Origin of the sequence: Polynucleobacter sp. HIN9 (assembly GCF_030297635.1) — a bacterium.
GTDB lineage: Bacteria > Pseudomonadota > Gammaproteobacteria > Burkholderiales > Burkholderiaceae > Polynucleobacter.
Genome location: NZ_AP028140.1, coordinates 1,437,290 through 1,459,152 on the forward strand (window position 1 = coordinate 1,437,290; position 21,863 = coordinate 1,459,152).

20 protein-coding genes and 1 pseudogene are annotated in these 21,863 nt (G+C 48.5%); 13 read left to right on the forward strand and 8 right to left on the reverse strand.

What is annotated here, in order from left to right; all coding sequences use genetic code 11:
• Positions 1-4: 4 nt before the first annotated feature.
• From QUE62_RS07210 to rng, 5 genes and pseudogenes are all read left to right on the forward strand, one after another.
• A complete protein-coding gene (locus QUE62_RS07210; protein WP_286261293.1) occupies positions 5-706 on the forward strand; it encodes a nicotinate-nucleotide adenylyltransferase in 702 nt (233 codons plus the stop codon).
• Between the two features lie 12 nt (positions 707-718).
• Positions 719-1,105, forward strand: a pseudogene (rsfS, locus tag QUE62_RS07215) (ribosome silencing factor); the annotation flags it as partial.
• 6 nt (positions 1,106-1,111) lie between these two features.
• Positions 1,112-1,555: a 23S rRNA (pseudouridine(1915)-N(3))-methyltransferase RlmH gene (rlmH, locus tag QUE62_RS07220; protein ID WP_286225133.1), complete on the forward strand. Its 444-nt coding sequence runs from the start codon at positions 1,112-1,114 to the stop codon at positions 1,553-1,555.
• 17 nt (positions 1,556-1,572) lie between these two features.
• Positions 1,573-2,220: a Maf family protein gene (locus QUE62_RS07225; RefSeq protein ID WP_286261295.1), complete on the forward strand. Its 648-nt coding sequence runs from the start codon at positions 1,573-1,575 to the stop codon at positions 2,218-2,220.
• A 2-nt stretch (positions 2,221-2,222) separates the two neighbouring features.
• Positions 2,223-3,686, forward strand: a complete 1,464-nt coding sequence (rng, locus tag QUE62_RS07230; protein WP_286225135.1) for a ribonuclease G — start codon at positions 2,223-2,225, stop codon at positions 3,684-3,686.
• A gap of 9 nt (positions 3,687-3,695) precedes the next feature.
• On the opposite strand, the gene msbA is transcribed toward rng, so the two are convergent.
• Entirely contained in the window at positions 3,696-5,462 is a 1,767-nt protein-coding gene (gene msbA / locus QUE62_RS07235) for a lipid A export permease/ATP-binding protein MsbA (RefSeq protein WP_286261297.1), read from the reverse strand.
• Between the two features lie 10 nt (positions 5,463-5,472).
• Between msbA and QUE62_RS07240 the strand changes: the two genes are divergently transcribed.
• Genes QUE62_RS07240 through QUE62_RS07250 form a run of 3 tightly spaced genes read left to right on the forward strand, consistent with a single transcriptional unit; the run spans position 5,473 to position 8,173 of the window.
• Positions 5,473-6,246, forward strand: a complete 774-nt coding sequence (locus QUE62_RS07240) for a glycosyltransferase family 2 protein (protein WP_286261299.1) — start codon at positions 5,473-5,475, stop codon at positions 6,244-6,246.
• A gap of 8 nt (positions 6,247-6,254) precedes the next feature.
• The gene (locus QUE62_RS07245) at positions 6,255-7,049 is read left to right on the forward strand and encodes a glycosyltransferase family 2 protein (RefSeq protein WP_286261301.1); all 795 of its coding nucleotides are present in this window, start codon (positions 6,255-6,257) and stop codon (positions 7,047-7,049) included.
• Entirely contained in the window at positions 7,046-8,173 is a 1,128-nt protein-coding gene (locus tag QUE62_RS07250; protein ID WP_286226548.1) for a glycosyltransferase family 9 protein, read from the forward strand. The genes QUE62_RS07245 and QUE62_RS07250 overlap by 4 nt, the downstream gene beginning before the upstream one ends.
• On the opposite strand, the gene QUE62_RS07255 is transcribed toward QUE62_RS07250, so the two are convergent.
• Entirely contained in the window at positions 8,170-8,397 is a 228-nt protein-coding gene (locus QUE62_RS07255) for a sulfurtransferase TusA family protein (protein WP_108509395.1), read from the reverse strand. The two genes, QUE62_RS07250 and QUE62_RS07255, sit on opposite strands and share 4 nt — an antisense overlap.
• Before the next feature lie 56 nt (positions 8,398-8,453).
• The gene (alaS, locus tag QUE62_RS07260; protein ID WP_286261303.1) at positions 8,454-11,081 is read right to left on the reverse strand and encodes an alanine--tRNA ligase; all 2,628 of its coding nucleotides are present in this window, start codon (positions 11,079-11,081) and stop codon (positions 8,454-8,456) included.
• 133 nt (positions 11,082-11,214) lie between these two features.
• Here alaS and QUE62_RS07265 point away from each other — a divergent pair, with 133 nt between their 5' ends.
• The 3 genes from QUE62_RS07265 to QUE62_RS07275 all read left to right on the forward strand — a co-directional run bounded on the left by QUE62_RS07265 (position 11,215) and on the right by QUE62_RS07275 (position 15,051).
• Positions 11,215-11,673: a tripartite tricarboxylate transporter TctB family protein gene (locus tag QUE62_RS07265; RefSeq protein WP_286223407.1), complete on the forward strand. Its 459-nt coding sequence runs from the start codon at positions 11,215-11,217 to the stop codon at positions 11,671-11,673.
• 18 nt (positions 11,674-11,691) lie between these two features.
• Positions 11,692-13,197, forward strand: coding sequence for a tripartite tricarboxylate transporter permease (locus QUE62_RS07270; protein WP_286223408.1), 1,506 nt, complete (start codon positions 11,692-11,694; stop codon positions 13,195-13,197).
• Positions 13,198-13,287: 90 nt separating this feature from the next.
• Positions 13,288-15,051: a glutamine--tRNA ligase/YqeY domain fusion protein gene (locus QUE62_RS07275; RefSeq protein ID WP_286261306.1), complete on the forward strand. Its 1,764-nt coding sequence runs from the start codon at positions 13,288-13,290 to the stop codon at positions 15,049-15,051.
• On the opposite strand, the gene QUE62_RS07280 is transcribed toward QUE62_RS07275, so the two are convergent.
• Positions 15,052-15,963 (reverse strand): SDR family oxidoreductase, encoded by a 912-nt coding sequence (locus tag QUE62_RS07280; RefSeq protein WP_286261307.1) that lies wholly within the window; start codon positions 15,961-15,963, stop codon positions 15,052-15,054.
• 38 nt (positions 15,964-16,001) lie between these two features.
• Here QUE62_RS07280 and QUE62_RS07285 point away from each other — a divergent pair, with 38 nt between their 5' ends.
• Both QUE62_RS07285 and QUE62_RS07290 read left to right on the forward strand, forming a co-directional pair.
• A complete protein-coding gene (locus tag QUE62_RS07285; RefSeq protein WP_286262599.1) occupies positions 16,002-17,048 on the forward strand; it encodes a CDP-6-deoxy-delta-3,4-glucoseen reductase in 1,047 nt (348 codons plus the stop codon).
• 57 nt (positions 17,049-17,105) lie between these two features.
• Complete coding sequence (locus tag QUE62_RS07290; RefSeq protein WP_286261308.1) at positions 17,106-18,305, forward strand: acetylornithine transaminase; 1,200 nt, start codon at positions 17,106-17,108, stop codon at positions 18,303-18,305.
• On the opposite strand, the gene QUE62_RS07295 is transcribed toward QUE62_RS07290, so the two are convergent.
• The 4 genes from QUE62_RS07295 to QUE62_RS07310 are packed head-to-tail and all read right to left on the reverse strand — an operon-like array spanning position 18,302 to position 21,858.
• The gene (locus QUE62_RS07295; RefSeq protein WP_286261309.1) at positions 18,302-19,060 is read right to left on the reverse strand and encodes an ABC transporter ATP-binding protein; all 759 of its coding nucleotides are present in this window, start codon (positions 19,058-19,060) and stop codon (positions 18,302-18,304) included. The two genes, QUE62_RS07290 and QUE62_RS07295, sit on opposite strands and share 4 nt — an antisense overlap.
• Positions 19,057-19,824: an ABC transporter ATP-binding protein gene (locus QUE62_RS07300; RefSeq protein ID WP_286223413.1), complete on the reverse strand. Its 768-nt coding sequence runs from the start codon at positions 19,822-19,824 to the stop codon at positions 19,057-19,059. The genes QUE62_RS07295 and QUE62_RS07300 overlap by 4 nt, the downstream gene beginning before the upstream one ends.
• Positions 19,821-20,930, reverse strand: coding sequence for an ABC transporter permease subunit (locus tag QUE62_RS07305; RefSeq protein ID WP_458574822.1), 1,110 nt, complete (start codon positions 20,928-20,930; stop codon positions 19,821-19,823). Before QUE62_RS07305 ends, QUE62_RS07300 begins: the two co-directional genes overlap by 4 nt.
• Positions 20,923-21,858 (reverse strand): branched-chain amino acid ABC transporter permease, encoded by a 936-nt coding sequence (locus tag QUE62_RS07310; protein WP_286223414.1) that lies wholly within the window; start codon positions 21,856-21,858, stop codon positions 20,923-20,925. The genes QUE62_RS07305 and QUE62_RS07310 overlap by 8 nt, the downstream gene beginning before the upstream one ends.
• Positions 21,859-21,863 lie beyond the last annotated feature (5 nt).

The window sequence follows — 21,863 nt, forward strand, 5'->3', positions numbered from 1 at the left end:
ATTCTTGAATAAAACCATCGGTATCCTAGGGGGCACATTTGACCCGCCGCATTGGGGCCACATTCATCTTGCCGCGCATTTTGCTAAACGTCTAAAGCTCGATGAGCTCATGTGGCTACCCAGCGGTGAGCCATGGCAAAAGGGTGCGCACATCACCCCTGCGATTGATCGCTATGCCATGACGCTTGCAGCCGCTGAGGTCCTAAAGATCGAGCTCCAACAACTTGGACTCAGCACTCAAGTCAGCGTAAATACCATGGAAATTGATCGGGCTGGGCCCAGCTATACGATTGATAGTGCCAAAGCTCTGCGACGGCTTCATGGTGAGCAAACAGCTTTAATTTGGCTCATGGGTGCCGATAGCTTTTTGCAGCTCTACACCTGGAATGATTGGCGCGACTTAATGCATTACATTCATCTGGCAGTAGCAAGTCGCCCTCCCTATCGGATTGCGATCCAACTTCAAGACCATCCACCCCTATTGGCCCATTATCAAGATCATCAAACCAGAAGTACTCAGGAGCTTTGTCAACGCCCCTGCGGCCTGATTTATTTAGATGAAGAACTCTCCATTGATCTGGCATCGAGCAGTCTTCGACCTTTACTGGCACATCACCCCAGCGCTGATGCCATTCAACAATGGTTGCCAGAATCGGTCTGGAACATTATTTTAGAAAAAGGCCTTTATCAATCCAAGGTAAGATGAGCAAAAAGCCATATGGATATTAAAAAACTACAGCGCACCATCATCGACGCCCTCGAGGATGTCAAAGCACAAGATATTCGTGTCTACGATAGTAGCAAGCTTAGCGAACTATTTGATCGCGTGATCATTGCCACTGGCAGCAGCAATCGCCAGACCCGTTCTTTGGCTCTCTCGGTCAAAGAAAAGGTTCTTGAAAAAGGGGGCGAAGTGATCTCAATCGAGGGCCTGGAGACGGGTGAATGGGTTCTAGTGGATTGCGGCGATATTGTGGTTCATATCCTGCAGCCCATGCTTAGAGCCTACTACCAACTCGAAGGAATCTGGGGTGACAAACCGGTTCGGGTCAAATTGTCCGGCACCAAGAAGCTCGTCAAAGCCAGTGAAGACGCTGGCGACGAATAAACCATGCGTCTTTGGATTATTGCGGTTGGTCACAAAATGCCAGACTGGGTATCTAGAGCATGCCAGGAATACCAAAAACGCATGCCCAGCGACTGCGTTATTGAGCTTAAAGAACTAAAGCCGGATATTAATCCTGCTAAAGAAGCGAGCAAAATCATTGCAGCGATTCCAAAAGGTGCGGTCGTCATTGCATTAGATGAGCATGGCATCGATCTGCGAACTCAAGCGATTGCGGATCATCTCAAGAATTGGCGGGCAAATGGTCAAGATATTGCGTTCTTGATCGGCGGAGCAAATGGGCTTGACCCAAGCCTCAAAGCAAATGGCGGTCTAATCTGGAAACTATCAAGCCTCACCCTGCCACATGCGTTTGCTCGCCTAGTGCTGATCGAACAACTCTATCGTGCCTGGACCATCCTGCAAGGCCACCCCTATCATCGTGAGTAAATGGGAAATCTTTTAACATGAAGTATGACTTTATTTACCTCGCCTCGCAAAGCCCGCGTCGCCGAGAGTTACTCTCGCAGATTGGAGTACGCTTCGAGCTACTCCTGCCAGGGCCTGATGAGGATACCGAGTCTCTAGAGCTCGCTCTTGCAAACGAAAGTGCTGCAGACTACACGCAACGCGTAACCATTGCTAAAAGTATCGCAGCTCTCAAGCGTTGGCATCGGCGCCGCCAAGTAAGTCTCGAGCTTCCCTGGGCGCCAATACTTTGCGCCGACACCACCGTAAGCCTTCCAGGCTCGCCCGATCACGAAATCCTTGGAAAGCCGCACGATCAAGAAGACGCGATGCGGATATTGCACGTCTTGAGCGGTCAGACGCATTGGGTTTACACAGCCCTTGCCATCACCCCTGAGCCCACAAGCATCCCGGTCTGCGTATTACAAAAGTCAAGGATACGGTTTACGACATTAAGCCATGAGCAAATTGAACGCTATGTCAGCAGCGGTGAAGCATTTGGGAAGGCGGGTGCCTATGGCATTCAGGGGATGGCCGCTACGTTTATTGAGGAGATTTCTGGAAGCTATAGCGGTATCATGGGGCTTCCCTTATTTGAAACTGCCCAACTACTACGAGTAGCAGATGTACGTTTTGGTTTAACCTAATCATGACTCAAGAAATCCTCATCAATATCACCCCACAAGAAACACGCGTTGCTTTAATTGAGCAAAATGCCGTTCAAGAACTCCATATTGAACGTACGCGCCAGCGTGGAATTGTGGGCAATATTTATTTGGCGAAGGTGGCGCGGGTCTTACCTGGGATGCAATCAGCCTTTATTGATATTGGTTTAGAACGTGCTGCATTCATTCACTTTAATGATTTGGGCGAACAGCAAACTGGTGGTCAGATTGAAAAAGTATTGTTCGAAGGACAGACACTCTTGGTGCAAGTACTTAAAGACCCCCTCGGAACAAAAGGAGCCAGACTCACCCGCCAAATTAGTATTGCGGGACGTAATTTGGTCTATTTGCCACAAATTCATCGGCCATTAGGTCAAGAGATTCATATTGGCATCTCACAAAAGATTGAAAATCCCGAGGAACGCGAAGCACTCAAAAACCGTCTGAAAGGTCTGATTCCTGCAGATGAATCCGGCGACATCATTGTTCGCACCAGTGCCGAACATGTGAGCGATGAAACCTTGATTTCTGACCTGAAGTACCTTCGCACCACCTGGCAACAAATTGCGCAACGCGCCAAAGAAAAAGCGGCCCCCGCGCTTCTTCATCAAGACCTCAATTTAGCCGAGCGGGTATTACGAGACATGGCTGGCCCTGAGACTAGTCAGATTCGGATTGATTCGGCTGAAAACTTTGAACGTTTGACTCAGTTTGCACAGATGTTTATGCCACAACTGAATTCCAAGCTGACTCTCTACCGAGGTGAGCGCGCCCTCTTTGATCTCTTTGATATTGATTCTGAGATTAATAAAGCACTAGGACGGCGTGTCGATCTTAAGTCAGGCGGCTATCTGATGATCGATCAAACCGAATCGATGACCACTATTGATGTCAATACCGGGAGTTTTGTTGGGGCTCGTAATTTAGACGACACCGTGTTTAAAACCAATCTAGAGGCTGCCCAAGCGATTGCCCGTCAATTACGTTTGCGCAATCTGGGCGGCATCATCATCATTGATTTTATTGACATGACGCAGAGCGACCATCAAGAAGCAGTGCTTGGCGAGCTGAAGAAGAATTTAGCGCGTGATCATGTGCGCACCAATGTGAACGATTTTTCCTCATTGGGACTGATTGAGATGACACGCAAGCGAACGCGCGAGTCCCTATCTCATATTTTGTGTGAACCCTGCTCGTCTTGCAATGGCAAAGGGGAAACGAAAACACCGCAGACGATTTGCTATGAAATCTTGCGTGAGATTGTGCGTGAGCATCGCCAATTTAATCCCAAAGAGTTCCGCATTGTTGCCTCACCCGATGTCATTGATTTATTCCTTGAGGAAGAGAATCAATTCTTAGCTATGCTCGGCGACTTTATCCAAAAACCAATTCGGCTCCAGGCTGAGGCTGGCTTTAGGCAAGAACAATACGATATTGTCTTAAATTGATTCGATTGCCTAGCTTGCCTCGCTAAACTGCAGGCGATGCAAACCGGCATATAAACCGTTTTTGGCAATGAGCTCCCGATGGGGACCGTATTCCACAATCTCACCATGGTCGAGTACAGCAATATGATCAGCATGCTCGATAGTTGATAAGCGATGCGCAATTACTAAAGTGGTTCTACCGGCCATCAGCCGATCGAGCGCCTCTTGCACTTGGCGCTCAGACTCTGAGTCCAGGGCAGAGGTTGCCTCATCCAGAATCAGAATAGGTGCATCTTTATAGATTGCGCGCGCAATCGCAAGGCGTTGTCGTTGACCACCCGATAAACGATTGCCGTTATCCCCAATTGGCGTATCAATTCCATCGGGTAATTCAGAGAGCAAGTTGGACAAATTAGCTGCCTCTAGCGCTTCAATCACACGACCGCGATCAATATCATCACCAGTGCTCGAGCCATACGCGACATTAGCTGCAATCGTGTCATTAAACAGAATCACATCTTGACTCACAAAAGCGATTTGTTTACGTAAATCCGTTAAAACAATCTCCTCAATTGGGATTTGATCGAGCAAAATCCGACCGGATTTGGGCTGATAAAAACGTGGTAACAAATTAACTAGCGTTGATTTACCTCCACCGGATGGCCCCACAAAAGCAATCACCTCGCCCGGCTTAACCGTGAGATTGATGTTACGTAAGGCATCTTTTCGACCCTCATCTTGGTTGTATGAGAAAGAAAGGTCTTCAAACCTAATTTCACCTTGAGCCTTCTCAAGCCGCTTGAGATTCGATGTTTGCGCCTTCTCCTCCTCAACCGGCTGATCAATTAACTGAAAGATCATCTCAGCAGCGGTGAGCCCCCGCTGCAAAGGCTGATTAATATCAGCTAAGTGCTTGAGCGGAGATACGATTAACAGCATCGCGGTAATAAAGGCTGCAAAGCTCCCAACTGTGACGCCTTGGCTAGCCGATTGCATGATGGCAATGACTAGGACGACCGATAAAGCCATCGAGGCAACTAATTGAGTGATCGGCTGATTTAATCCGCCGGCAACCGCTGCCTTCAGTGTGAACTTGCGTAATTGCTCGGCTTTTTCCATAAAACGACGCATCTCATAGTCTTCACCGCCATGCACTTTCACTATCTTATGACCGGCTGCGGCCTCCTCAACTACATACGCCAACTCACTAGTCATACTCTGCTGTTGACGATTGAGGCTACGCAAGCGTTTATTGATCTTGCTCATCACATAGGCAATGATCGGGAAAATCACAAAGACCACCAAGGTTAAGCGCCAATTCAAATACAACAAATACCCCATCAAACCAATCACGGTTAGCAGATCACGCACCAGACTGATCAACATACCGCCCATAATCGATAGGACATTATTGACCTCGAAGACCACTGCATTAATTAAGTTCGAGGCCGTGGTTTTTTGGTAATACTCGGTCTTGGCACGTAAGAGTCTGGTAAACATTTGTTCGCGCAGCTTCAACAAAATATTACTAATGACTTTGGTTAGCAAATAGTTCGAGAGAAATTGAGCTCCGCTACGCACAATAGCCAGACCGACAAGAAAGACTGGGACTAACCATAGCTGATCATTCATCTTCCCCGAAAAGCCATCATCCAAAAGGGGCTTCATGAGAGCGGGAATAGAGGTCTCCGACGCCGCCACAAAGGCCATAGCCACCAATGAGCCAACAATTAGGCGGATATGGGGGCGCAAATAGCCAATTAATCGATTTAGGGCTTGACGGTCTGAAGCATTCATATAATGAATTATGTCCACCTTATCAGTCATACTCATCACTCGGAACGAGGAAGCCAATCTTGGGGATTGTTTAACCTCCTTAGACGGGCTGGCTGACCAAATTGTAGTGGTAGACACCCAAAGCACTGACAAAACCCTTGAGATTGCCAAAGCCCATGGGGCGCTAATAAGCTCCCCCGACGATTGGCCCGGCTTTGGGCCCCAAAAGAACCGGGCTCTTGACTTAGCAAACTGCGATTGGGTCTTATCGCTTGATGCCGACGAGCGCCTGACCCCCGAACTGCGTGCAGAGATCAAAACAGTTCTTAATCAACCGCATGCCGATTGCTATGCCATCCCACGCTTATCCTGGTACTGCGGACGCTTTATGCGTCATTCTGGCTGGACTCCCGACTATGTGGATCGCCTTTTTAAGCGGGGCAGTGCACGATTTTCCTCTGATTTAGTACATGAACGTTTAATCCCACAGGGACCCGTTCTCAAACTAAAGCATCAGATGCTGCATTACAGTTTCATGAACGCCGAGCAAGTCAAGGCAAAAATGGAGCGCTACTCTACCGACTCCGCCCAACAGGCATTCGCCAAAGGTAAAACCGGCAGTCCTATCAAAGCTATCTTGCACGGAGCCTGGTCATTCATTCGAACTTATTTTTTGCGAGCTGGATTTCTAGATGGTCCTCAAGGCTTTTCCTTGGCGTGCTCCAATGCACAGGGCACGTATTATCGATATATGAAGCTTTGGCGACTTCAGCAAATGGCACGCGCTCAGAATCAAAAGGGTTAGGATCGCTTATGTTCAAAATCTCGATCCTACTTGCGACCTATAACTGGCCAGAAGCCCTGCGCTTTTGCCTCGAATCACTAGAAACTCAAACTGATCGAAACTTTGAAATCATCATTGCTGATGACGGCTCTAAACCAGAAACCGCAACACTAATACGCTCCATGAAGGAGCGCTCCAAGCGCTCGATCCAACACTTATGGCAAGAGGATCAAGGGTTTCGGAAAACCATTATTCTCAATCAGGCCATTTTGGCTGCCCAGGGCGAATACCTCATATTCTTAGACGGGGACTGTATTGTGCAACCTGATTTTGTGAAGCGCCACCGTCAGCTTGCTAAGCCTCAAATGATGGTGACCGGCAGTCGCGTACTTCTAAGCGAATCATTAACCCAAAAGATCCTAAGTTGGCCGCGGTGGAACTTCGCAGCTTTCAAAAGCAATTTAATTAGCTATCGCTTAAATGGTGGAATTAATAAGTTCTGGCCCATCGTACTGAAGCTGGGTCCGGGGGCGTGGCGCGTTTATCAAAAATTTGTTTGGCGCCGCATTAAAGGTTGCAATATGGCTTGCTGGAAAGAGGATGCGCTGACGATTAGTGGTTTTGATGAGTCTATGACTGGTTGGGGTCACGAAGATGCTGATTTTGTCTTTCGACTACAACATGCTGGTATTCGACGTCAATCTGGTGCATGGTCAACTGAGGTATTTCATCTATTTCATCGAATCTCTGATCAGTCTAAAGCAGCAGAGAATGCAAAGCGAGTCCGCGAAAAAATTATGGCCAAGGCTGGTATACAGGTATGAACGATCCTACCCGAGTTCTCTTCATCGCCACACGACAAATTGGCGATGTGCTGGTCACCACACCTTTAATTGAAGCAGCTCGTCGCATTTGGCCCAAGGCGCAATTTGATTTCTTGGGTTACCGCGGCAAGCTCGATATGCTCAAGGGCAATCCAGAAGTTCATGAGCTGATTGAAACCTCCGAACATCCCAATCTTTGGGAATACCTCAAACTGTTTAATCGTCTATTCCAACGTTACGATTTAGCCATCATCACCCAACCTAGCGATCGAGCCTATTTTTTTGGTTCCCTTGCTGCGCTTCGCCGTGTTGGTGTAGTGGTACAAGATACCCCAAAGAGTCGGCAGAAAAGTGCATGGAAACGCTCCATCTGTATGCATTGGGTTCCAGTCGATTATTTTGAGCAACACGTCATCGTTGAAAAACTCAAGCTTCTCGAACCTTTCTACCGCGCTAAGGGTCTCGACCTTTTTGCAAATCCAATCTCGGTGACTCCTCCAAGCAGCGAAGCCCTTACCCCGGTGTTACAAAGCCAACTTCGTCAACCGTATATTGTTTTGCATCCGGGTCCGCTCAATGGCTATAAGCGCTGGCCTTTAGGGTATTGGGCTCAATTAATTAAAGATCTTGTGGCCTTAAAGTATCAAGTGGTCTTAAGTGCATCGCCTGCAGAGCAGGATCTCTCCCTTAACCGAGATATTCTGTCCTTGCTCGATCACGAGGTCACCCAATTGGTCATTGACACTAAGGGGCAGCTCAACTTACCCCAAGTCAAAACCTTGTTAGATGGTGCGGCTTTATATATTGGTGTTGATACATCAGTAACGCATCTTGCTGCCGCCTGCGAAATCCCAACCATTGCTTTGTTTGGACCTACACCACCTACCAATTTTGGGCCCTGGCCCAATGGTTTCATTGGCGAGCGCCCTTATCAACTTCGAGGTCGAACCCAAATCGTCGGTAAGGTGTGCATTTTGCAAGGCCCGGGTGATTGTGTTCCTTGCCGAAAAGCGGGCTGCTTTGATACCGCCAATAGCAAAAGTGAGTGCCTTGACATGCTAGAGCCCAGTCAAGTATTAGAAGCTACTAAAAAAATGCTGGATCGAAGTACGAGATTATCCTAGCGGCGCTTGACGTAAAACACCATCGTATCGCCCTCGTTATCTGTAGCGATCAGTTCATTACCAGTTTGTTTGCAAAAGGCGGGGATGTCATGCGTTGCGCCTGAATCGGTTGCCTTGAGTTTTAAGACCTCACCGGTTTGCATTTCAGCGAGGGTTTTCTTGGTACGCAGAATAGGCAAAGGGCAGTTCATGCCAATGGCATCCACTTCGCGATGAACCACAATCGAGCCTGCTTCACTCATCTCATTCTCCTATTTAATGCCATTTTAGCGATGAATTGCTAAATCCGCTCGGCAACCCAAGCATCAACGGCAGCGAGCGCTTTACTTAAACCGCTTGGATCGCTACCACCAGCCATCGCCATTTCGGGCTTGCCGCCACCTTTGCCGCCCACTTGTTGAGCCACAAAATTGACGAGCTCACCCGCTTTGATCCGATTGGTCGCATCACTGGTCACCCCAGCAATGAGACTTACCTTGCCGTCTTGAACGGATGCCAAAACAATCGCGGCTGACTTTAATTTGGCCTTCAGAGCATCCATCGTGTCTCGCAATACTTTTGTATCAGCCGAATCTAATTGAGCTGCCAACACTTTGATGCCTTGCAGATCTTTTGCTTGATTGACTAAATCATCGCCTTGGCTCGCAGCTAATTTTGCATTTACGCGCTCGAGCTCACGCTCAACATGTCTGAGTTGATCTTGCAATTGACTAACGCGTTGCGGCAGATCATGAGGAGCCGTCTTTAACAACTGGGCCGCCTCTTGGATCTTCGACTCAAGCCCTTGAACAAAATCCATCACATTCGTGCCGGTCACCGCTTCAACCCGACGAATACCAGCAGCCACTCCACCCTCAGAGACGATCTTAAAACTACCAATATCACCCGTTCGCTTGACATGGGTTCCACCGCATAACTCTTTAGAAGATCCAATTTCAAGTACACGCACACGCTCACCATACTTCTCGCCAAATAGCATCATGGCTCCGGTCTTTTGCGCATCCTCCAAAGCCATCACATTGGCAGCAGTTGCAGTGTTGGTCAAAATCTCATGATTGACCATTTGCTCAATCCGAGTAATTTCAGCCTTCGTCAAGGGTGCAGTGTGGGTGAAATCGAATCGAGTCTTGTCGGCATCGACTAAGGAACCCTTCTGTTGCACATGATCGCCAAGGACTTCGCGCAAGGCCTTGTGTAGTAAATGCGTAGCGCTGTGATTACGCATCGTCTTAGCACGCAAGCTTGTATCCACGCGCGCCTCAACCATATCCCCAACCCTTAACTCGCCCTCTTGAAGTTCACCTTGATGTCCAAAGACATCGGCCTGAATCTTAAAAGTGTCCGCCACGATGAATTGCGATTGCTCAGTTCGTAACTCGCCACGATCGCCGACTTGACCACCAGATTCTGCATAAAACGGGGTGCGATTCAGAACCACGACTGCACTTTCACCGGGCCGAATCGAGTCGACGGGGCTGCCATCACGATACAAAGCGGTGATGCGAGCATTCTCAATCAACACTTGCTCGTAGCCTAAGAACTGGGTAGGCTCGCCCCGGTAATCCAAGCCCTGTGCCATCTTAAATTTACCGGCAGCCCGTGCTTGATCACGTTGGCGTTGCATCGCCGCCTCAAAGCCAGCTGAATCGACACTGACTCCGCGCTCACGACAGACATCGGCGGTGAGATCGAGAGGGAATCCAAACGTATCATGCAGACGAAACGCGGTTTCTCCATCTAGAACAGATTGATTATTTTGAAGCGCAGATTCTAGAATCTCCATGCCATTGGCAATGGTCTGGAAAAAACGTTCCTCTTCTTGCTTGAGTACATCCATGACCCGATCTTGCGCTTGGCGTAACTCAGGATATGCATCGCCCATTTCAGCGACCAAGGCCGGCACTAACTGATGAAAGAAGGCCTGACGCGCCCCCAATTTATACCCATGACGGATCGCGCGTCGCGCAATGCGCCGCAAGACATAACCGCGCCCCGCATTACCTGGAATCACTCCATCGACCACAATAAAGCTGCAAGCGCGGATGTGATCTGCAATCACCTTCAACGATGGGCTATCTAAATCACAACCATTAGCCCCGGCACGATCAACCGCGTCTTTTGCCGCTTGCAGGAGATGAACAAATAAATCGATTTCATAGTTGGAGTGCACATGCTGCAAAACAGCAGCAATTCGCTCCAAGCCCATACCGGTGTCAACACTAGGCTTAGGCAAGGGATGCATCTCACCGGCCTCATCGCGATTAAATTGCATGAAGACGTTGTTCCAGATCTCAATGAAACGATCGCCATCCTCATCAGGGCTACCCGGAGGGCCACCAGCAATTTCTGGGCCATGGTCATAAAAGATTTCAGTGCACGGTCCACAGGGCCCAGTGTCACCCATCATCCAAAAGTTATCGGAGGCATACCGCGCACCCTTGTTATCGCCAATGCGCACAATACGCTCTTTCGGTACACCAATTTTTTTCTCCCAAATATCGTAGGCTTCATCGTCCTCGGCATAGACGGTGACCCATAACTTATCTTTGGGTAACTTAAAGACCTGAGTTAGCAGTTCCCAGGCAAATTGGATCGCATCCTCTTTGAAGTAATCGCCAAACGAGAAATTACCGAGCATCTCAAAAAAGGTATGGTGACGAGCGGTATACCCAACGTTATCAAGGTCATTGTGTTTACCACCAGCGCGAATGCACTTTTGTGCGGTTGTGGCACGCTGGTATGGCCGCTTATCAAATCCCAAAAAGACATCTTTAAACTGATTCATCCCGGCATTCGTAAATAGCAAGGTGGGATCATCACCAGGAACCACGGGGCTTGAAGCCACGATTTGGTGACCCTTGGAGGCAAAATAATCAAGGAAGGCTTGGCGGATTTCGGAGACTTTCATCCGCAGAATTATCGCATTGGCACAGAATTAGGGCAAACCCTTAAATATGCCCATGCTCATTCCCTTACAATCACAAATCGACTAAAAATAGCCCTTTACGAAAAGGCGGCAATCGCTACAAAGGAGACAGATTTTGAACATTCGCAATAAAAAGGATTTTGGCGCTGGGATCATGTATATGGTCATCGGCCTATTCTTTGCCATTATTGCCACTGGCTACAAAATGGGCACCGCTGCCAAGATGGGTCCAGGTTATTTTCCATTTTGGCTGGGTGTGTTGATGACCGCTCTCGGTTTGTTCATCACAATTCGTTCATTCTCCAAAAAGGCCGATCCTGAAGAGATGCCACCCTGGAACTGGAAGATTGTTTTATGGATTACCGGATCGGTTGTCTTATATGGTTTGTTACTGCCTATCTTGGGTTTTGTAATTACGATCATTATTTTGGTGGTTGTTTCGGCAAGCGTTAGCCATGAGTTTGGCTGGAAAGGTGCAGTTCTAAATGCTGTTGCGCTTGCAGCCTTTAGCTATCTTGCATTCATTTTCGGCCTTGGATTGCAGTTTCCCATCATGCCGGTATTTTTAGAATAATCCTCAGGAATCGATCACATGGAATTACTAAATAATCTTTCTTTAGGATTTGAGACCGCATTTACGGTCCAGAATTTGTTCTATTGTTTTCTGGGCTGTTTATTAGGAACCTTAATTGGGGTATTGCCAGGCTTGGGCCCCGTGGCAACGATTGCCATGCTCTTGCCAGCGACATACGCTCTTCCCCCCACTCCCGCACTCATTATGTTGGCCGGTATTTACTACGGTTCTCAATACGGGGGCTCGACCACGGCGATCTTACTGAATATTCCCGGGGAAACGTCCTCGGTGGTAACGGCAATCGATGGCTACCAAATGGCCAAACGCGGTCGTGGAGGCGTTGCATTATTTACTGCCGGAATGGGCTCATTCTTTGCTGGTTGTGTGGCAACTTTAATTTTGGCAGGCTTTGCCGCGCCATTGGCTGAAGTGGCCTTTAAGTTTGGTCCTGCCGAATACTTTTCTCTGATGGTCTTGGGTTTGATTGGTGCCGTGGTTTTGGCATCCGGGTCACTCATCAAAGCGGTTGGCATGATTTTGCTGGGACTACTACTCGGCCTCATCGGTACCGACGTGAACTCAGGCGTTGCCCGTTACTCTTTTGACATCCCTCAATTGACTGATGGTATCGGGTTTGTGTCAGTCGCCATGGGTGTGTTTGGCTTTGCTGAGATCATGGTGAACTTGGAGCGTAAAGGTGCCGGCGAGTCCTTCCTCAACAAGGTCACTTCGCTGATTCCAAGTTGGAATGACGTGAAGCGGATGACCCCCTCAATTTTGCGCGGGACCACCATTGGTTCGATGTTAGGAATCTTGCCAGGCGGCGGCGCTGCCCTTGCCGCTTTTGGTGCTTACTCAGTTGAGAAAAAGAGCTCCAAACATTCCGAAGAGTTTGGTAAAGGCGCCATTGAGGGTGTTGCTGGTCCAGAAGCTGCAAACAATGCGGCCTCGCAAACCTCATTTATTCCCCTGTTAACCCTTGGTATTCCGCCCAATGCAGTGATGGCATTGATGGTAGGTGCGATGACCATTCACAATATTCAGCCTGGACCCCAGGTAATGACAAGCAATCCCACCCTATTCTGGGGCTTGATTGCCTCGATGTGGATTGGTAACGTGATGCTGATTTTGCTGAACTTACCCTTAATTAGCGTTTGGGTTAGTCTCCTCAAGATTCCATACCGCTTCCTATACCCCGCCATTTTGGTGTTCTGCTGTATTGGTGTGTATAGCGTGAACAACTCTATTTTTGATGTGTACGTCACTGCAGCATTCGGTGTAATTGGCTATATGTTTGTGAAGTTTGGCTGCGAGCCAGCTCCATTACTGTTGGGCTTTGTATTGGGTCCGATGATGGAAGAAAACTTCCGTCGTGCACTCCTCCTTTCAAGGGGTGATTTCACAACTTTTGTCACTCGCCCACTCTCCTTGAGTCTGCTCATTGCTGCGCTCCTACTACTGATTGTGGTTACCTTGCCTGCCGTGAAGAAGAGTCGCGAAAAAGTGTTTGTGGACGAACAATAACAAATCGATGCGATCCTCTAAGGCCCGCTGTTGCGGGCCTTATTTTTTGGCTTTCAGAACCACCCTAGCGGTCTTCTCTACAATAGTGGGATGTCCACGCCATCTGCAAACCCAGTCGAACCGTCTAATTTCTTACGGCAAATCATTGATCATGATTTAGCTAAGGGTATTTATGCCAATCGCGTTGATGCAAATGGCAAGCCTTTGCCAGCTGTGGTCACTCGCTTTCCGCCCGAGCCAAATGGGTACCTGCATATTGGCCATGCCAAAAGTATTTGCCTCAACTATGGCCTAGCGAAAGACTATGATTCCCTGCCTTCAGGTGGTCGTTGCCATATGCGACTTGACGATACCAATCCAACTAAAGAGGATGTGGAATATGTCGATAGCATCTTAGATGCGGTGCGTTGGTTGGGATTTGATTGGCACCATCAGGGCCATGAGCATTTGTATTACGCCAGCGATTACTTTGAACGTCTCTATGAGTTTGCGCAAATCTTGATGCGTCACGGCAAAGCCTATGTCGATAGTCAAAGCGCGGAGGAAATTCATCGTCATCGCGGTAATTTTTCGACACCGGGTGTCAATAGTCCCTATCGAGATCGATCGGCCGATGAGAACATTGCACTTTTGGAAAAAATGCGTGCTGGCGAGTTCCCCGATGGTAGCCATGTGGTGCGTCTAAAGATTGATATGACTCACCCCAATATCGTGATGCGTGATCCAGTCATTTATCGTATTCGTCATGCTCATCATCACCGCACTGGCGATCAGTGGTGTATTTATCCTTTATATGACTTTACCCACTGTATTTCAGATGCTCTTGAAAATGTATCGCACTCGATTTGCACCCTCGAGTTTGAAAACAACCGTCCGCTGTATGACTGGATTCTCAACAGTCTGAAAGAGTGCGGGGTTTTTAAAGGCCCTTTACCCCATCAATACGAATTTGCCAGACTCAATCTCACTTACACCATTACGAGTAAACGCAAACTCCTGCAACTCGTTGAGGAGCAACGCGTCGACGGCTGGGACGATCCTCGTATGCCAACCATCGCCGGAATCCGCCGCCGTGGTTACACACCAGAGAGCATTCGTTTATTTTGTGAACGGATTGGCGTATCCAAAGCCGATAGCTGGATTGATATGAGTGTTCTTGAGCAAGCTCTACGCGATGATTTGGATGCGCGCGCCCCTCGCGCCAGCGCAGTACTAGATCCGCTCAAGCTTGTGATTGAAAACTATGAAGTTGGTGCAAAAGAACCGTGTTCTGCCCCCAAGCATCCGCACCATCCGGAATGGGGCAAGCGCGAGTTTCATTTTGGACGTGAGCTTTGGATTGAGGCCGATGATTTTCAGATGAATCCTGAAAAAGGATTTTTCCGTCTGTTCCCACCCAAAGATGGAGGGGCTGGTGGGCGTGTACGCTTACGTCATGGCTTTGTCATCGAGTGCACCGGTGTCAAACTCGATGACCAGGGCAAAGTCACTGAGGTTCATGCGCGCTATTTTCCTGATAGTAAAAGTGGCACACCAGACTCTAACAATTACAAGGTAAAGGGCAACATCCACTGGATTAATGCTGCAGAAGCCTTACCTGTTGAGGTTCGTCTATATGAGCATTTATTTACCGATCCACACCCGGATAGCGGTGACAATGACTTTCTGAGCTTTATTAATCCAGATTCCAAAAAGGTGATTCAAGCCTATGTGGAACCCAGTATGCAGAGCGCCGAGCCAGAAGATCGTTTTCAATTTGAGCGCCACGGCTACTTTGTGGTTGATCGTAAAGATAGCGCCCCAGGAAAGTTGGTCTTTAATTGCAGCGTTGGTCTGAAAGACGGCTGGAAATAATTACAAAGTTTTCAAATAGTCTTTAACCCGAGGATATTTCAGGGGACGTTTTAGTTCACCTATTCGTTGATTGCGAACTCGCCTTGATTCGGCCATGAATGACCACATCATGGGACCCACCTGAGCTCGCACCTCATCGGGCGGCAATCGCAGGGGCTTCGGCAAATGCAGTGCGCAAGCGACCTCATCAAAGTAATCGCCCATTTTTTGCTCACTACCATCGCATGCATTAATCACGCGCTGTGGTTTGCCGATAAACAATGCTGCACAAATGAGCCGAGCAAGATCATCTGCATGAATATGGTTCGAATACGCATCAAACGGCTCTTGCAAAGCAGGGGTGTTGTTTTTTAAGCGCTCAATTGGTAAGCGATTAGGTCCGTAAATTCCGGGCACGCGCAAAATAGTTAACGCAACGCCTTGTGAGGCCGCCCAAAAGCGAAGTGTTTGTTCTGCATCCACGCGCCGCTTCGCCCGCGGACTGGTGGGTCGTAATTGACTGGTCTCATCGACAAAATCACCATCGCGATTACCGTATACCCCGGTCGTACTGATGTAAACCAGGCGTCTGACAGATCGTCCCTGCTGGGATAAAATTCGTACTAAATTGCGGGTGCGTTGATCGTACTCACCATCTTGTGCTGGTGGTGCTAGATGAATGACGGTTGTTGCTAAATGGGCAATTCGCCATAAAGCCTCAGGATGGTCAAGATTACCTTCAATGGGTGTGATGCCATGCTTTCGAAGTTCGGTAAAACGCTCAGGGCTACTGCTTAATGCGAAGAGCTTGGGTCGGCCTTGCGATTGAGCGAGTGCATTGCCTTGCAGCTGCTGCGCAACCCGAATACCGATATCACCGCATCCAATAATGAGGATTCGGGGGCGACGAAATAGGCTGGTTTTGGAGATCATAGAATTAACATCGTAATGATTTATTGGGAGAAGTGGAATTGCAGTACCAGGTGGAACTTAAAAAGAGCGGCAAAACATTCGCAGTGGACGAAGATGAGACCGTTCTGGAAGCTGCTATTCGCCAGGGCATTCAACTACCCTATGGCTGCAAAAATGGTGCTTGCGGATCATGCAAGGGCAAAGTGCTCGAGGGCCGAATTGAGCATGGAGACCACAGCCAAAGTGCCCTGAGCACCCTCGACGAAACCGCGGGCGCGACCCTTTTATGCTGCGCCCACCCCAAATCTAATGTTCTAATCGACGTTCGCGAAATCCAGGGCGGTGGCGATATTCCAGTGCGCAAAGTACCCTGTCGGATTCAGACAATTGCATATCCAAGTAACGATGTTGCAATTCTTCAGCTGCAATTGCCTGCAAGTGAACGTTTTCAATTTTTAGCCGGTCAGTATCTGGAGTTTTTACTTAAAGACAATAAACGTCGTGCGTATTCGATTGCCAGCGCCCCACATCAAGAGGGCCCCATTGAGTTGCACATTCGCCATCTGCCAGGCGGTCTTTTTACTGACCCCCTCTTTGGTCAAGGAGCTGATGGTAATGCAATCAAAGAAAAAGATATCTTGCGTTTTGAAGGCCCCCAAGGAAGTTTTTTCTTGCGTGAGGATACTCAGAAACCCATTATTTTCTTAGCATCCGGTACAGGCTTTGCTCCGATCAAATCCATTCTGTTGCATATGCGTGAGAAGAAAATTGATCGTGAGGTCTATTTCTACTGGGGTGGCCGACGCCCCAAAGATCTCTACATGGATGCTCTTTGTCAGGAGTTTGCTAGTACCCTACCTCGCTTCCATTACATTCCGGTTATTTCTGACGCGCTACCAGAAGATCACTGGACTGGCCGGACAGGCTTTGTTCACCGTGCCGTGATGGCAGACTTTCCGGATCTTAGCGCATTCCAAGTTTATGCTTGTGGGGCTCCAATTGTGATTCAATCAGCCCAAACGGACTTTGTTAAGCAATGCGGTCTGCCCGAGGATGAGTTTTATGCCGACTCATTCACGAGCGAGGCTGATCTAGCATATGCCTAGTTTTCTGTACCTGAAGGCAAATTCCCTTTTTACAACGATCTTTTGTATGATTGTGCTATGAATCAACTTTCTGATCCTCGTCCTGTTGATGCCCATTCGGTGATGTATATCACCAAGCGGCCGGACATCATCATGATGGAGGGCAAAGGCTCGTGGTTGGTCGATCAAAATGGCAAGCGCTACTTGGACTTCCTCCAAGGATGGGCCGTGAATTGCTTGGGGCACTGTAATCCTGGCATTGTTACTGCGTTAAACGCTCAAGCCCAGAAATTGATTAACCCTAGCCCTGCTTTTTATAACGAACCGATGATTCGGTTATCCGATTTACTAACTAGCCACAGCTGCTTTAACAAAGTGTTTTTTGCTAACAGTGGGGCAGAAGCCAACGAGGGCGCGATCAAGCTTGCTCGTAAATGGGGGCAGATTCATAAAGGCGGCGCTTACGAAATCATTACCTTCGATCATAGTTTTCATGGGCGGACCTTAGCAACGATGAGTGCATCGGGCAAGCCGGGCTGGGATACTCTCTTCGCCCCCCAAGTGCCAGGCTTTCCAAAGGCTGATCTTAACGATATTGAATCGGTCAAACGCTGCATCACCGATAAAACCGTCGCCGTTATGCTTGAACCTGTCCAAGGTGAAGGTGGCGTCATCCCTGCTGATGATGCCTTCATGAAAGAACTACGTCAGCTCACTAAAGAGCACAATCTATTGCTCATCGTAGATGAAGTGCAGGCTGGTTTTGGAAGAACCGGTAAATTGTTTGCCTACCAAAACTTTGGGATTGAGCCCGACATCATGACCCTTGGTAAAGGAATTGGTGGAGGCGTTCCACTCGCGGCCCTTTTATGCACCGATGCAGTCGCCTGCTTTGTACCCGGGGATCAAGGGGGTACCTACAATGGCAATGCTTTGATGACTGCGGTCGGGATTAGTGTGATTGAACAACTCTTAGCTCCTGGCTTTTTGGACTCAGTGATTCAAAAAGGAGCATTCTTGCAAAGTGAATTGCTGAAACTTTGTTCTGAGTTCGGGCTAAAAGGCGAACGTGGCAAAGGACTGCTTCGGGCACTCATGTTGGGTAAGGATATTGGCCCCTCCTTGGTCGAGCTTGCTAGAGAGCATGAACCCGAGGGCCTGCTGATTAATTCGCCTAGACCCGATCTATTGCGCTTTATGCCCGCCCTCAATGTCACCGAAGAGGAAATTCTCAAAATGTGCGCTACCTTGCGGGTTCTGCTGAAGAAACTGACTTAAGTTTCTTTAGTCTCTTTGATTTTTGCATCTGCCCCCAGATACGCTTCGCGAACCCGGTCGTCATTAAATAACTGATCAGCCGATCCCGATAGGGTAATCGCTCCACTCTCCATTACATAGGCACGGTCTGCCATCGATAGGGCCAAGCGGGCATTTTGCTCAACGAGCAAAATCGTCATGCCCTGTTGATTGAGGTTTTGAATCACCTCAAAAATAGTTTCTACCATGAGCGGTGCCAGACCCATCGAGGGCTCATCGAGTAAGAGAAGCTTTGGCTTAGCCATCATCGCCCGAGCAATCGCTACCATTTGCTGCTCCCCACCAGAGAGGGTGCCGGCCAATTGGAACAAACGTTCACGCAGGCGTGGAAAGGTTGTAAGCGCCATCTCAAGGTCCTGATCAATACTCTCCGACGACTGAGAACCCTGGCGGATGTATGCGCCCATTTGCAGGTTCTCCAAAATGGTCATCCTGGCAAACACTCCTCGGCCTTCTGGTACCAATCCAATCCCAAGCGCAGCCAACTCATAGGCCGGCTTGCCCCCAATCGCATGCCCTAAGAATTGAATCGATCCAGCGCTTGGCTTTAGAAGACCGGCAATTACTTTTAGCGTCGTCGTTTTACCCGCCCCATTTGCCCCGATCAAAGTAACCAACTCTCCTGCGTTGATATAAAAATCAATCCCTTTAACGGCAGCAATTCCGCCATACGACAACTTCAGATGCTTGATCTCTAAAAGAGGTGTCGTACTCATGCCGCCGCCCCGCCTAAATATGCCCGAATCACCTCTGGATGACTGCGTACTGCATCGGGCAATCCATCGGCAATCACCTTGCCATAATCAAGCACCGTCAAATGATCACAAAGACTCATTACGAGATGTACATCGTGCTCAATGAGTAAAATTGTTTTGCCATCAGCTCGGATCTTTAGGATTAATTCTTTTAGTTCCAGCTTCTCGCTGGCATTCATCCCAGCAGCTGGCTCATCAAGAGCCAATAGAATCGGTTCGGTGGCTAAAGCACGGGCAATTTCAAGACGTCGTTGGTACCCATAGGATAAATTTTTAGCCTTATGTCGTGCATAGTCTTGCAAGCCAACATACGCGAGCAAGGCAAGTGATTTTTCACGGATGTCGCGCTCTTCACGTCGATTGGATTGTGTGCCCAAGACCGCGCCCCATATACCAATGGATGAGCGGCAATGGCATCCCACCATGACGTTCTCCAAGGCGGTCATTTCTTTAAATAAGCGAATGTTCTGAAAGGTTCTAGCAATCCCCGCTTGGGTGACCTGAGATACTGAATGAGGGGAATATGGGCGACCCTGGAGCTCAAACGCACCCTGATCAGCTGGATATAAGCCAGTGATGACATTAAAGAAAGTGGTCTTGCCGGCGCCATTAGGCCCAATAAGCCCAGCGATTGTGCCCTCCCGTACACGAATACCCACATCATCAAGCGCCTGAATGCCTCCAAAGCGCTTCGATACTCCAGAAATTGTTAAGAGATCACTCATCCGTTTGAGGCTTTCAAAGTATCGGGTTTTTGCCAAATTCCATTAGGTCGATAGAGCATGATGAGGATCAGCGCCAAGCCATACAGTAACTGACGAATAATTTCGGTATCAACAAGAACCGACCCAAAGACAAATTGCTGAATCGGGGCTGCAATGCTTCGTAACAGCTCAGGAAAAACAGCGAGCAAGATTGCCCCAAGAATCACCCCTGGAATGTGCCCCATCCCACCCATTACCACCATGGCTAAAACCACAATCGACTCCCATAAAGTAAAGGACTCGGGTGATACAAAGCCTTGAAAGGCGGCAAATAATACACCTGCGGCACCTGCAAAACTTGCGCCAATCGCAAACGCCAATAACTTCATATTACGAGTGTCAATCCCCATCGCCTCCGCGGCGATCTCATCCTCCCGAATCGCCACCCAGGCACGACCGATTCTAGAATGCTCTAAACGCGAGCAGACAATGGCAACTAGAACGGCAAGGATTAAGAAAAAATAGAAGAGTAAATATAGTGATGGAATCTCTAGACCCCAGATATTCATTGGCTTTAAGAGATTGATGCCAAAGAGCTCGATTGGCTGAATACTGCCAATCCCTTTAGGCCCATTTGTTAGATTGAGGGGGCGATCAAGGTTATTTAAGAAGATCCGAATAATTTCCCCAAAGCCCAAGGTCACAATCGCCAAATAATCGCCGCGTAACTTTAGGGTTGGAAATCCAAGAAGCACCCCAAAGATCGCGGCCAATCCAAAAGAGAGGATGAGTGCACCCCACAATGGAAAATGAATTCCGGTTGGAAAAACAGCGGCGATGGCAGGAAATTGCGTAGTGAGATGGGGCGAAGCTAGTAAAGCATAACTATAGGCGCCCACTGCATAAAAAGCGATATAGCCCAAATCGAGTAAACCCGCAAAACCAATCACCACATTGAGGCCCAATGCGAGAACAACGTATAGCAAGGCAAAATCCAATACCCGAACCCAGTAGTTACCGCCAACCGAGCCCATGATCCAAGGTAGAGCTAGTAATGCGATCGTACTCGCGATCCAAAATCGTTGTTGATCACGACGAGACGTGCGATGAAAAAATGGTTTAAGCACGATCCGATACTCGCTCACCCAGCAAGCCGCGAGGCCTAAATACCAATACTAAGATCAAGACCATGAAGGCAAAGATATCTTGATAGTTGGATCCTAAGAGACCACCAGTCCAATCACTGATGTAACCAGCCCCAATCGCCTCAATCAGACCAAGCAACAGTCCACCTAACATCGCCCCCTGAATATTGCCGATACCGCCCAGTACTGCAGCAGTAAAAGCTTTTAATCCAGGAATAAATCCCATTGAGAAATGCACATTACCGTAGTTGGTGGCCATCATGATCCCGGCAAGGGCTGCCAGCGCGCCTCCCAACATAAACGTGATCGAAATGACCCGATTGGGATTAACACCCATCAACGCAGCCACGTTCGGCTGCTCAGCCGTTGCGCGCATCGCCCGTCCGAGCTTGGTCTTTTGCACAATCAGAAGCAATAAAGCCATAACTAAAAAAGACGTGACAATAATCACAATTTCTTTACCCGTAATGGTTGCTCCTGAACCCAAGATCTCGATGGGTGTCGATGGTAGTAACTGAGGATAGGTCATGGGATTACGAGACCAGATGATCATGGCCAAGGTTTGCAATAAGACCGAGACGCCAATCGCAGAAATCAATGGTGCCAAACGTGGTGCTTGACGCAAAGGCCGATAAGCAAAACGCTCAATCAAATAGCTAACCAACGCGCATACTGCCATGGTCATCAATAAAACTAAAACTAGTAATACCCATGGTGGTAAACCCAGCGGTAATTGCGTAATGAATGTGATGAGGGTGAGGGATACCAATGCGCCAATCATCAAAACCTCGCCATGAGCAAAGTTAATGATTCCTAAGATCCCATAGACCATGGTGTAGCCCAATGCAATCAAGGCATAGATACTACCCAGCACTAGGCCATTCAAAATCTGCTGTAGCAGAATATCCATCGACA